The 11,902-nt window shown below is 70.2% G+C and carries 14 protein-coding genes; 10 read left to right on the top strand and 4 right to left on the bottom strand.

Translation table 11 applies throughout. The features are described 5' to 3' along the window. The first annotated feature begins 67 nt into the window (after positions 1–67). Together AC3AGO_RS00280 and AC3AGO_RS00275 are read left to right on the top strand one after the other, a co-directional pair. The gene (locus tag AC3AGO_RS00280) at positions 68–1,666 is read left to right on the top strand and encodes a tannase/feruloyl esterase family alpha/beta hydrolase (protein ID WP_487818010.1); all 1,599 of its coding nucleotides are present in this window, start codon (positions 68–70) and stop codon (positions 1,664–1,666) included. A gap of 285 nt (positions 1,667–1,951) precedes the next feature. Continuing rightward, positions 1,952–2,455, top strand: a complete 504-nt coding sequence (locus AC3AGO_RS00275; protein ID WP_487818009.1) for a DUF6624 domain-containing protein — start codon at positions 1,952–1,954, stop codon at positions 2,453–2,455. An 80-nt stretch (positions 2,456–2,535) separates the two neighbouring features. On the opposite strand, the gene AC3AGO_RS00270 is transcribed toward AC3AGO_RS00275, so the two are convergent. Then, complete coding sequence (locus tag AC3AGO_RS00270; protein WP_487818008.1) at positions 2,536–2,721, bottom strand: hypothetical protein; 186 nt, start codon at positions 2,719–2,721, stop codon at positions 2,536–2,538. A 155-nt stretch (positions 2,722–2,876) separates the two neighbouring features. Here AC3AGO_RS00270 and AC3AGO_RS00265 point away from each other — a divergent pair, with 155 nt between their 5' ends. From AC3AGO_RS00265 to AC3AGO_RS00240, 6 genes are all read left to right on the top strand, one after another. Next, a complete protein-coding gene (locus AC3AGO_RS00265) occupies positions 2,877–3,926 on the top strand; it encodes a hypothetical protein (RefSeq protein WP_487818007.1) in 1,050 nt (349 codons plus the stop codon). Between the two features lie 75 nt (positions 3,927–4,001). Continuing rightward, positions 4,002–4,472: a hypothetical protein gene (locus AC3AGO_RS00260; RefSeq protein ID WP_487818006.1), complete on the top strand. Its 471-nt coding sequence runs from the start codon at positions 4,002–4,004 to the stop codon at positions 4,470–4,472. A gap of 335 nt (positions 4,473–4,807) precedes the next feature. Beyond that, complete coding sequence (locus AC3AGO_RS00255) at positions 4,808–5,101, top strand: hypothetical protein (RefSeq protein WP_487818005.1); 294 nt, start codon at positions 4,808–4,810, stop codon at positions 5,099–5,101. Positions 5,102–5,133: 32 nt separating this feature from the next. Next, positions 5,134–5,934, top strand: a complete 801-nt coding sequence (locus AC3AGO_RS00250; RefSeq protein ID WP_487818004.1) for a hypothetical protein — start codon at positions 5,134–5,136, stop codon at positions 5,932–5,934. Between the two features lie 237 nt (positions 5,935–6,171). Further along, positions 6,172–6,846, top strand: a complete 675-nt coding sequence (locus tag AC3AGO_RS00245) for a DUF3592 domain-containing protein (RefSeq protein ID WP_487818003.1) — start codon at positions 6,172–6,174, stop codon at positions 6,844–6,846. An 11-nt stretch (positions 6,847–6,857) separates the two neighbouring features. Then, positions 6,858–7,352 carry a hypothetical protein gene (locus AC3AGO_RS00240; protein WP_487818002.1) on the top strand — a complete coding sequence of 165 codons (495 nt, stop codon included), beginning with the start codon at positions 6,858–6,860 and terminating at the stop codon, positions 7,350–7,352. A gap of 341 nt (positions 7,353–7,693) precedes the next feature. Here AC3AGO_RS00240 and AC3AGO_RS00235 read toward each other — a convergent pair whose 3' ends face one another. After that, a complete protein-coding gene (locus AC3AGO_RS00235) occupies positions 7,694–8,653 on the bottom strand; it encodes a phosphotransferase family protein (RefSeq protein WP_487818001.1) in 960 nt (319 codons plus the stop codon). 897 nt (positions 8,654–9,550) lie between these two features. Between AC3AGO_RS00235 and AC3AGO_RS00230 the strand changes: the two genes are divergently transcribed. Then, entirely contained in the window at positions 9,551–9,913 is a 363-nt protein-coding gene (locus AC3AGO_RS00230) for a cupin domain-containing protein (protein WP_487818000.1), read from the top strand. 230 nt (positions 9,914–10,143) lie between these two features. On the opposite strand, the gene AC3AGO_RS00225 is transcribed toward AC3AGO_RS00230, so the two are convergent. Further along, entirely contained in the window at positions 10,144–10,695 is a 552-nt protein-coding gene (locus AC3AGO_RS00225; protein WP_487817999.1) for a hypothetical protein, read from the bottom strand. 305 nt (positions 10,696–11,000) lie between these two features. Here AC3AGO_RS00225 and AC3AGO_RS00220 point away from each other — a divergent pair, with 305 nt between their 5' ends. Next, a complete protein-coding gene (locus AC3AGO_RS00220) occupies positions 11,001–11,183 on the top strand; it encodes a hypothetical protein (RefSeq protein WP_487817998.1) in 183 nt (60 codons plus the stop codon). A 61-nt stretch (positions 11,184–11,244) separates the two neighbouring features. Here AC3AGO_RS00220 and AC3AGO_RS00215 read toward each other — a convergent pair whose 3' ends face one another. Beyond that, positions 11,245–11,706, bottom strand: coding sequence for an abortive infection family protein (locus tag AC3AGO_RS00215; protein WP_487817997.1), 462 nt, complete (start codon positions 11,704–11,706; stop codon positions 11,245–11,247). Positions 11,707–11,902 lie beyond the last annotated feature (196 nt).

Raw genomic sequence — 11,902 nt, 5'->3', positions numbered from 1 at the left:
GACTTCGGGGCGACCGAGTCGCCCGTGAAGCCCCTGTACATGGCCTGCTTGTGCCCCGAGGACCTCGATGAAGCGCCTTCTCACCTTCTCGTTCCTGATCGTCATCGTGTTCGCGCTGACGGCGCCGGCGCACGTGCAGAACACGGACTCTCCCCGCTCCTCGTCACCGCAGCAGCGGTGCGGCAGCCTTCCCGAGCCCCGGGTCGGCGGCGCCCGCGTGGTGTCGGTGTCCTCGGTCGTCCGCACGGCAGCGGAGGCCCGGCCGTCCGGAGCCGGCGACCGCGCACCGGGCGTGTGCGAGGTGACGGTGGTGCTGACGCACCCGGGCGCCGGCGAACGGGCGCACACGCACCTGTGGTTGCCGCTGGAGTCGTGGAACGGGCGGTTCCAGGTCCGCGGCGGCGGGGGCTTCTCCGCCCGTACGGACGGACGGGCACTCGCCGACGCGGTCGGCGACGGCTACGCGGCCGCCACGACGGACGCCGGCGCCGGTACGGACGAGGAGGACCCGTCGTCCTGGGCGCTCGACGGCCGGGGCCGGGTCGACACGGGGCTGCTGAGGAACTTCGCGGAGCGTTCGCTTCACGAAACGGCCGTGGTCGGCAAGCAGTTGACGGGCTCGTTTTACGGCCGGCAGCGCTTCTACTCCTACTGGAACGGCTGTTCCACCGGAGGGCGTCAGGGCTGGATGGCGGCCCAGCGCCACCCTCGCGACTTCGACGGCATCGTCGCGGCCGCGCCCGCCGGTAACTGGGACCGCTTCGTCCCGGCCGGGATCTGGCCGCAGGTCGTCATGGAGCAGAGCGGGAACCACCTCAGCGCCTGCGAACTCCACGCGTTCACCAGGGCAGCCGTCGCCGAATGCGACCCGGACGACGGGGTGGCGGACGGCGTCGTCCAGGAGCCGGGACGCTGCCGCTTCGACCCGAAGGCCCTGATCGGCAAGCGCGTCCTCTGCCGGGGCGAGCGGCCGCGGATCAGCGCCGAGGACGCGAGGGTCGTGGCCCGCATCTGGCAGGGTCCCACCACCCGCAGCGGGAAACCGCTCTGGTACGGCCCGGACAAGAGCGCGCCGCTGACCGGCCTCGCCGGGACGAAGGCCGCAGCCGACGGCACCCTGGCCGGCGCGCCGCTCCCGCTCAGCGCGAACTGGATCAAGTACTTCCTGCGCCGGGACCCGGACTTCGACATCTCCGAGATCACCTACGCGGAGTTCGAGCGGCTCTTCCGCCAGTCCCAGCGGCAGTACCACCGGATCATCGGCACCGACGACCCGGACCTGAGCGAATTCGAGGCGGCCGGGGGCAAGATGGTCACCTGGCACGGCGGGGCCGACCAACTGATCACGCCCCAGGGGACCGTCGACTACCGCAAGCGCGTCGAACGCGCCATGGGCGGCGCGAAGAAGACCGACTCCTTCTTCCGGGTCTTCCTCGCGCCCGGCGTCGGCCACTGCGGCGGCGGCAACGGTCCCGTGCCCACGGACCCGTTGAGCGCCGTGGTGAAGTGGGTGGAACACGGCCAGGCCCCCGACACGCTGCCCGCGGCCACCACCCCCTCCGACGGCACGCCCGTCACCCGGAACCTCTGCCCCTACCCCCTCCACGCCCGCTACACCGCCCCCGGCCCGGCCTCGCCGACACGCAACCACACCTGCCACCGCTGAGCCCTGCCGGCGGACGCAGGGGGAGGACGGCGGTGCCTCACAGTCCCGCCGCCGGAACCTCCGCCGCGTGCCCGGGGTGTCACGCGGCCGCTTCCGCCGAATGGGAGTCTTGCGTACCACCCGTGACGGTGTGTCTGGTGCCACCGGGGAGGACGCCGTCCTCGATCAGCGGAAGTCGCCAGTGTGTGGTGTGCGGTGCCGGGGGAAGGGCGTTTCGGCTACCCGCCGCTGTGCGCAGCCTCCCAAGAGCACCAGTTCTCACAGCAGATGGAGAGGCGGGAGCGGATGAACGAGGAACTCGCCGCGGAACTGCACCGTCGCGCGGAGCGGGACAAGGCCGCCCGGTACCGAGCCCTGGAGACGGACCAGGGGGCCGAGCTGACTCGTGTCGACGAGGACAACACCGCCTGGCTCGAGCAGGTCCTCGCCGAGCACGGCTGGCCCGGCATCAGCCTGGTCGGCAAGCAGGGAGCCGATGAAGCGTGGCTCCTGGTGCAGCACGCGGATCTCTCCCCGGCCTTCCAGCGCCGGGCACTTGAACTGGTGAAATCCGCCGTCACGGCAGGCGAGGCACCCGCACGCCACCTCGCCTACCTCACCGACCGGGTACAGGTGGCAGACGGCAAGCTGCAGACGTACGGCACGCAGTACACCCACGACCCCGATCGCTCGAACATGCGCCCCCACCCGGTGGCCGACCCCGACCAGCTCGACGAACGCCGCGCCGCCGCCGGCCTGGAGCCGGCCGCAGACTACGACCGCCGCATGCACCGCTACGCCCGTCCCTGACTCCGCCAACGTTCCGGCCGTCACGAGCGACTTGGGAAGCCGCACCGATACTGGCGAGTCGTCACTCGCGTGCCCGTCTGTCAGTGGGACTTGGCACGGTTGCGCACATGCTCACCCAACAGGCCGCCGTGCAGCACCTGACGGAGCAGACCCGCGACTGCCCGCTGCCCGTGGTCCCGCACGCTTTCCGCCGCCGTCGTTATCGACGAGCCCGGTGGAGGCTCCTTCGAGGACGGGTCGGGGATCAACGGCTCGGACATCGTCACCGGCGACACTTCCAACACTGCCCAGGGCCCCGCATTGGTGATTCCACCGCGAAGCCGGCCCCGCCGGGGGAGGAGTATGGCCTTCATGCGTGCTCCACTGTCACCGGGGCGGCATATGTTGGCCTGTCTCCGCCCAATACACCGGGAGGTGCTGCATGTTGAACCGCCGCACGGACCGGCCCTCGGTCTACTGCGGGCAGTGCCCGGGCCACCCGGCGCTGCCCACTCACTTCGAGGAGACCGAGACGCGTAAGTGCGTGCGTTGCCAGGGCGAGGACCGCTGGCTCCCGCTGCCTCACCCGGAGAACCATCTGTGCGAGGTGTGCCGGCGTGAGTGTCCCAGCTGCCAGGCCCGCACCGGGCACTCCGACGGCCGCGAATGCCTGGCGTGCCAGGGCAAGTGCCGCACCTGCGGCGGCAGTCTGCAGCAGCGTCCCGGCGCGGCCTCCCAGCTCGTGCACATCGAACCGGGCCGGCGCAAGGACCGGCGGAAGTGGACCAAGACGGTCTACCCCCGCTCGTGGGGTTGGGACCAGTGCCCCGGCTGCCAGAACGCGGAAACTTCCGCCGACCCGGTCCGGGCGGTCCTGGCCGCCGTGCCGGACCGGGTCATCCACGCCTGCGGCGGCAACATCCCCCCGACGGTGGTCGAAGCCATCCAGACCGAACTGCGCCGGCACATCCGCCCACGCGACCTGACAGCCCGCATCGAACGCCGCTGGTGGAACGGGTGGGCCGACCGCCCCCTGCAACGGGCCGGCGACCACTACCGCGACGGCTACCGGCCCGACGACGTGGCACTGTGGCTGATCGTCGCCACCGCCTGCGCCGGCCGCTGCGAAGACGGCTGGCACCGCGCCGGCCCCGACCAGCCCGGGCAGGACGACACCCCCTGCCCCGACTGCCGGGGCGGCCGGCTCCTCACCCGGCCCTACGCCGCCCGCACTTCCGGCGCAGAGGATGAGGGAGAAGCGCGTGAGCCCGGGACCCCGGTCGCCGGCCGGAGCCTCGCCGACGCCGTCACCTACCGCCCGCCCGTACAGGAATGCACCGGCCGCGACGGCGCCTGCGGTGTACCCGTCGCCGCCCCCTACGCCCAGTGCCCCGTCTGCTTGGACTGGCCCTTGTGCGGCTGCGGTCGCCGCCGCTACGACCCCCACCAGGGCACCTCCTGCCGCATGTGCGCCAACGGCGTACCCGCCTAGTGCGCCAGGTGCTCCGATGTCTTTGGCCAAGAGAAACGAGGGGTGTTGAGCCGGCGGGCCGGGCAGCATGGCCGGGTGACCGACCTGCTGTGGGATGACGTGCGGTGCTTCTTCGACCCGGACTTGATGGGGGCATTGCCGGACGTGCGTGTCCCGAATAGCTCGGTGGAGGGCTGGCAGGCGCTCCTCGACCTCATCGCGGAGCGGGACTGGACGTGCAAGTACTCCGAGGGAGGCACGGTGCTTCCGGTGCCCCGGGCAGAGGTCGTGCTGTCCCGCCCAACTGACGCCGAGCGCCCGGACCTGCGGGTCTGGCCGGCCGCTGATGTGCTGGCGATCTTCCGTTTCCATACCGACGAGGAAGTCGACTTCGACGTCGACTTGCGCGAGTTGCAGGGCCAGGAGCGACTTGACGTGTTCTGCGGCTTCCTTGGGGAGATCGGGCGGCGGTTGGGCAAGCCGGTACTGATGGCCCCGGAGGGCGACGCTGACCACCCGGTGCTCGGCTTCACTGTCGCGGCTGATCGGGTCGTCCTCCTCGCCTAACGGCCGGTCAGGTAACTGGGACCGCCGGACTGGAAGCGACATGGGGGAGCTATAGGGGCCGCTGGGCGGTGGCACATGCCTACTGGCGCCGAAGGGGACGCCCATCCGGCCGGCCGGGTGAGCCGCGTGCGTTGAACGGGTGGACCACCGGGTCACGTTCACCCGCGACGCGTGATCCGAGCATGGGCAAGCGAGACAAGAAGGCGCGGAACAAGCGGGTCGGTCCGCAGAACCCCGCAGCCCGCCAGACCAGGGACCGCTCGAGCCGCACGCCGCCGAACCTGCCGCCACTTGTGTACCGGGATGAAGCCGAGTTCATCGACGGGCGCTTGTAAGTGCCCAGCCTCCGCATCGCCGTCGAGGGCGAGAAATTCGTACTCGACCCCATCGCCACGATGTGCGCGCTCGCTGACGGGCGTGTCACGGGGGAGGAGGCCCGCTTCCTCGCCGCACTTGTCGCCACCTCCGAGGAATCCCAAGGCCTGTTGTCTTTCGAGGACATGCCCCTGGACGAGTACATCGCCGCGCATGACCGGCTGAGTCGCCCGGCGCCAACGCACAGCCCGTGCGGCCACTCGGCCCGTGCGGACCTCCGGGTACGGTTCTGCACCGGGTCGGCGAGATGCTGACCTGGAGCCGGGGCGGGAAGAGGAGAGTGGCGATGGCGTCGGAGCCTGCCGAGCAGCACGGCCAGGCTGGAGGTGTCCGATCCCTCACAAGGCCGTTGCCTGCCGGGCCGAGTGCGGTGTCGGCCTACGCGGATCGGGCCACGCTGTTGAGGGCACGGAAGGACGTGCTGGATGCCCTGGTGCGTGAGGATCAGTCACCGGCCAGGGCACTTGGATTCCTGGCCTGTGTGGTGATGCCCGTCCTCGCCGTTGCCGTGCTGCCTGCGGCAGTTGGCGAGCAGGTCTCTTCCGGGAACGCCATGGATATCGCCGTGGCACTGGTGCTGGGCGCCGTCCTGACAGCCGTGTTCGGTGTGGCCCCGCTGGTCGTCCTGTACCGGTGGAGGCGTCGCGATCGTGTGCGCTGGCTCCTCATCCAGGCCTGGACGACGCTCGACCGGCTCCCGGAGGCACGAGCCCTTCCGCCGGGCGATGTTCCGGCCGACCTGGCCCTCGGCTTCGACCTCGAACGGGCCGGCGAGCCAACCGCGTTCGCGCCTGAAGGCGTGGAGTTCCCGGCGGGGTACGGGTCCGTACGCAACCCGACGATGCGCCTCTTCGTCGGGGCCGCAGTGACCGTCCTCGGAATTGTGCTCCTCATCGCCTTTCCGGCCGTGGAGGAAGACCCGTTCAACAGGCCGTTCATCGGCATGATGGCCGCGCTCGCAGTACTGACGGCGGCCGCGGGATGTGTCTTTCGCAGGGCTCTGCGGCGCCAGCGCTGGAGGGGCAAGGAGGAGAGCATCCGACTGCGCGAGCAGAGGCTCCGCCGGAACCGCCAGCAGCTCGCGTAGACACCCATCCCCTACTGCAGCCGGCCGGTGCACCGGTTCCGCGGAGTCAGCTGCGGCGAAACGGGACACGTCTGCGCAGCCAGCCTGTCGCACGCGCACGGCCACCGGGATGCCGACCTCCAGGCGTTGCCCCATACGGTCATCCCAGACGCGTGACCTGCTGCGATGGAATGATCGCCGTGAACAGCGGAGGGGGATGACGGTGTGATGTGGACGACGGAGGGCGAGGACGTGGGCATGCTCACCGCGGAGCGAGATGCTGGGCCAACCCGCCATACGCCGCCCAGGAGTTGGCTTCCGTGGCTCGCATTCACCGCGGCATGCACTGCCGTCTCGGTGAGCGGTGCCTGGTCTGCCGCGGCGGTGCCGCTGCCGGGCCCGCTGCACGGTCTGAGCCTGCTGGTCGCGCAGCTGGTGATTCCGGTGACGCTGTGCGTGGCGCCGGCCGCCGTTTTCCGCCACGCCCGACGCCGGGAGTCCTTGAAGGCTGCGGGTGGCGTGCTGGCCGGTGTCACCGGTGCCGCGATCGTGCTGGGGGTTGTCTCCCAAGCGGCCGGTGAGGAGCGGGCGTTGGAGAGCCGGGGCCGGGTGACGGGGGCCGTGGTGACCGGCGTCCACGAGCGCAAGGACAGCATCGAGTGCACGCTCCGCGCCCGCGACGGCCAAGCCATTTCCCCCGCCATGCACGACAGTGACGGCTGCGAGAGGAACCTGGTGTCTCCGGGCGAGAGGGTGCGGGTGCTGTATGACCCCGCCGGTGCAGCGGCCCCGGTGGAGACGCACGAGACGGACCTGAACTCCAGCACCTTCACCGGGCCGATCGGGGCGCTGGCACTGCTGATCACCGCGGCGGGGACGGCAGCCTGCACCCGCCTGGGCCGGGAGAACACCACACAGCCGGCCGGCGCCTAGAGTGGGCGGTCATGTACATCCCGGCCAGCGCACTCAGCGGTTCCCGTGGTCAACGCCTCGGCATCGGTGCCATTTTGACCCCCTTCATGGCGATCATGGGGGTGGTGTTCTCGCTGCTGGCGTGGCATGCCACCGCCCTGCTGCCCTTCCTCGCCTTCGCCGCGGTGGCACTGTCGGCGTTCACCGTCACCTGGTGGTGCGCCCGTTTCTGGTACGCGGCGCTGCGCGGGCTGCCCGAGCCGAACCCCTGGCCGTGGGCGCTGCCGTACGGCGTCGTGATGGTGTGCCTCCTCGTCTCCGGCACCCTCAAGGTCGTGGACGGGGAGAAGGGCGGCATCGGACTGCTGGTCTTCGGCGGCGTCTTCACCCTCCCGATCCTCGGCGGGCTCGCAGCAGCCCTGACCCACATCATCAAGGAACGGTTCCGCCGGCGCCACCACCCCGCACCGTCCCGCCAGGCGCCCGTGCGGCAGCGGCCCTACCGCGCCTGGGGACCGATCGAGTAGTCCTGCCGGGCGTGTTGGGAGACTGGCGGGATGTGGCGCGATCACCTCCTGACCATGTCGGCGGACACCGACCTCGCCGACCCGGCACCCAGCGCGGCCTTGACCGACGTGGAACGCACTCTCGGACAGCCGCTCCCTTAAATAGTTGACGCAGGGCGGGGAGCGGCCCGCAGTGTTCAGGTTCGCGAGCGGGACCGGCCACTACCCAGCAATCACCCCAAAGAGCGACCATGCGAACAGATCAGCGGTTCAGTCCAGTGTGGTAGCGAAGGCGATGCCCTGTCTCGCCGAAGCCAAGGCAGTCCCGGCGACCTCGGCCAACTGCGGCTGTGTCTTGCGGGTCAGCCCGGCGCGTCCATCAGGGCGGTGACATAGGCGTCCAACCGCTCCTCCACAGCCCGGGCCGTCAGCTCTGTCCTCCCGGCCTCCCGCCACGGCTGCGAAACCGAATGCACTTCTTCCGAGGCAGCCAGCGCGTCCCGCACCCGCCAGTACCGCCGCTCGCTCGCGGTCGCGGCCAGTACTCCGCCGGCCTCCTCGTACGCCTCGGCGAACCGCAGACCCCACGCCGGGCCGTGCAGCAGCGCGAGATTGACGGAGCAGTGCGCCACATCGAGATCGGCCGGACCCCAGGAGGCTGCTGCCCAGTCGATGATGCCGGAGATCCGAGCACCTTCCGGGGCCGAAGGCGGCACGTCGAACAGCACGTTGCCGGGCTGGAAGTCCCGGTGCAGGAAGCGCCCTTCATAGGGCGGCGCGGGCCTGCGAATCACGTCGATCGCCGCGGCCCATGCGACCGCGTCGGCACCCCTGGGAACCACGCCGGTGTCGGCGGTCGTCAACGCCGTATATTCCCGGGGCCGCTCAGCGGGGCGCACTGCATGGATCGCCACAAGTTGACGGGCCAGCAGGCGAACGCGCGCCTCCTCTCCCGCACGGTCGAGGACCGTCCGGCCCTCCAGATGAGTCATCAGCAGCGACGGATACTCGCACTGCGCGGCGGTCGGATCAACTGCGACCAGTGAGGGAGCCAGCACATCGGTCCCGGCGAGCAGGGTCAAAGCGTCGGCTTCTCCCATCAGCCCGCTCTCGGCGTGCTCCACATAGAACGGGTCGACGTAGCTCCGCAGCACCAGGTCACGGGTACCTCCGTCCCGTGTGCCGATGATCAGCTTCCGCACCTCGGCGGTAGTGCCGCCGTGCAGCGCCTCGGCTCCGACGATCCGTTCGCCGGCCTCCAGGTACAGACCCACCCAAGCCAACGTCAACGGCTGGACAGGCGCGGCCTCATCGTGGTTCATCACCGTGCCACCTCATCATCCGGACGGCGACAACCGTGACTGTCCGGGGTGTCCCGCATGTACAGGCCCACGATCTGCGGCGCCGCCCACACCGCCAGCGCCGTTCCCACACCCAGTACACAGACCACGAGCGTGACCAGACGAAAGCCGGTGTCATCGTGGTGCAGGCCGGCGCGGCGTTCAGGCCGGAGAAGTCCTCGGGGAGCCGGGGTCTCGGCTGGGCGGGGGCGATGGAGACCGGCGGGAGCAGCACCCGCCCACTGTGCGGAGGGTCGAGGCTGCGGGCCGGGCGGCGCGCAGGCGCCCCCGACGCACACCACCGGGCCGGAGCAACCCGCCGTATGCGTCTGGAGCCGCCTGACGCGCCCCACAAGGGCCCGTTGCCTACCGGTCGCCGCTGTTCTCGATGGTGAGGATCAGGATGGCCACAGTGGCGGCCGCGAGGGCAGGTGTGGCGAGGGCGGGACACATGAGCCCTGTGTGGTCCTGTGCTCGGACACCACGCCAGCCCGGAACTCCCAAGCTGCTCACGACCGGGGATCCGAAACAGCCTCCAGAGTCTGATCACCGCGTGCTGCGAGGCCGTGTGCGTGTGGCGTGGTCATGTCCGCGGTCGTGCCGTTCGTGGCGTCCACACCACGCGCCCCCACCGCGCCACCCGACGAGATCGCCGTCATTGAGGCGAAGACGGCACGTCAGCAAGGCGATCAAGGGCATGCACGGGCCGCCACCGCAGGTGTAGCCCCCGGGATGGGCTGCAGGCGCCGGGCAGGGCGCTCTTGCCGTTCCTGATCAGGCCGCATTCACCTCGGCTGAGCCCGGTATGCGGGTCCTGAACGTGCGCGAGACGATGGGGATGAGCAGAGGGATGTTTTCAAGCCACCAAGGGAGGTTCCCATGGCCGGCCTCATCCGCAAGAGCCTCGATTCACCCGAGGAAACCCGTCCGTTCTCGGAGAACAAGGGAAAGCTCGAACTCGTCAACGTGGACGCCGGGCCGGTGGGCAGGGCGACGTTCGAACCCGGTTGGCAATGGTCCAAACACATCAAGCCCATTGCGAAGACGGAGAGCTGCCAGTCCGGCCACCTCGCCTACTTCGTTTCCGGCCGCATGAAGGTCGTCATGGACGACGGGGAGGAGATGGAGTTCGGCCCCGGTGACTTCATGAACTGCCCTCCGGGCCACGACGCCTGGGTCGTCGGCGACGAAGCCTGTGTGGTGATCGACTGGCAAGGCTTCGCCGACTACGCCAAGCAGTAACCACCCGCCGTGTCGTACGGCGGTACGCCGGATTCATACCTGCTGGTCAGCGCGGTGTCATCCGCGGTGAGGTTCGCCGACTCGGCAACGGGCGGGAACCCTTCGTTCGCCGCCCGTACCGCCGTCCGGCGTGCAAGTCGCCGGGTGCAGCAACACTGAGGGCCCGACACCGGGTGGTGTCGGGCCCTCAGTGTGTTGGGCGGCTCGGGGAGCCGTAGTGCAGGTGTGGCCTACCGCGTGATGACGAAGTCCGCGGGGATCGTGCTCTCTTCGAGCATGCGGTCGACGTAGTGCTGGACGCTGCGGGCGCCTACCGGGATCCGCTCGTCCTCGGACAGCTGCTTGCCGTTGAACCGCCGGTTCTGGCGGACGTATTCGAGAGCCACGGACACGGCAAGCTCGTAGTTGTCCTGCCGGCGCTGCTCGCACTGCTGCTGCTCGCGGGTCTCGCGCTCGGCGAGGGTCTCGATGGCCTCGTCGGCGGTTGTGGGGGTGATGCCCCACAGGTCGCTGGTTGTGGCGTAGGGGGCGTCGCCCTCGGGCTCGGTGCTCGTCTGCGCGCCGAGGGGCAGCGCGGTCTGCTCGGTGTGGTGCTCAAGCTCCGGCTGCTGTTCGCGCTGCGGGGGGGGGGGGAGGGTGCAGGCTCGGGAGTTGTTGAGGGCGCCATCTGCTTCCGGTCGACGGTGCCCTGGGGGAGCGGGGCGGCACCACTGGCCTGCTCGGGGGTCAGGGAGCCCAGGCGGAGCTCGACCTTGAGGTCGAGGTCGGTCTTCCACCGCCACGAGACCCGTCTGATGGTCTGCACGCGGATGTCAGTGGCGGTTCGTCATCTTGATGTCAGTGGGAACGTGGGCATGGCCAGGAAGAACCTGCTGACCCTGTTTAGTTACTGGTGACATGAGTGACGAAAGCCGGCAGGGCGCAGTGGCCAGGGCCGGTTCTCGGCGGCCCGTAGCCCCGCGTTGAGCGGTAGCCCCGCGTTGAGCGGCGCCTGCGGTCGGTCACCCGTGTGGCCGGTCCGGGGTGGGCGAGGGCGGACCGGTGTGCGGCGATGGTTGGGACGTATTGCCGAGGACGGGAGTGTCCGATGGGTGTCCGAAGTGCGCTGGTGTCCCTCGTGTTGGCGGTATGCGCCGTGGTGGGCGGTGCCAGCACGGCCGCGGCCTTCGATGACCCCGACACGCTGACCCCGAGAGAACAGGCGGGTCTGTCGGCGGCTACGTCGGTGATCGGCGCGCTGCTGGGCGGGGGCGCTCCGTCGAGCAGCTGAGCGTGCCGAAGGCCGTTCACGTGCAGCGTCGCCCTCCCGCTGTGCTCTTCTCACGGCCCGCTCAGCTCGTGTCAGAGAGGTACGGCATGCTGCTCTCATGGACCGTCGGCCGTCGACATCCGCGTGACACGAAGACGCAGATGCGCGACTCCGACGGACTGCTCGCCCCGCCGCCCGGCAGCGAAGGGTTCTGGAGGCGCGCGAATGCCCATCGGCTCCACAGCAATGCAGCGTGTACGCACATCTCCACCACCTCGTCGGTGACGTCGTGGACGACGGCGCGACCGTGTCCCGTGCCGTACCGGTTGCGCAGCTCGCCCAGCTGCGAGGCCATCCGCCGGACGGCCTCCGACGCCTGCCGCAGCGGATCGTTGGTTGCCCGGATCTGTCCGGCGTGGTGCTCGATGACCCGATGGGCGTGGGTGAGGACCTTGGTGAAGTCATCCCGGTCGCCGGTCGGCCGCCCGGAGGAGACGAGAACAACCCGGGCGACCGTCTCCACCAACTCCCTGGCTGACCCCACCAGCAGCCGGCGGGCCGGGGGTGGGCCCCGTGGGCGTCGCGGAGCGGGGTCGGGCTGTGTGTGTGTCCGGTGTGGGTGTTGTCGGCTGTGGGGGGTACCTTGCGGCGCATGGTGAGGGGGTGCGCCGAATCATCCTGGGCTTGTTCTTCATCTCCTGTGCGGGGGTGGCGGGTTCGCAAGGCAAGCCGGCTCGGCC

The sequence above is a fragment of the Streptomyces sp. BL1 genome, assembly GCF_057628045.1.
The sequence above is the reverse complement of the archived record's forward strand: the minus strand, read 5'-3'. Positions and strand labels throughout refer to the sequence as shown.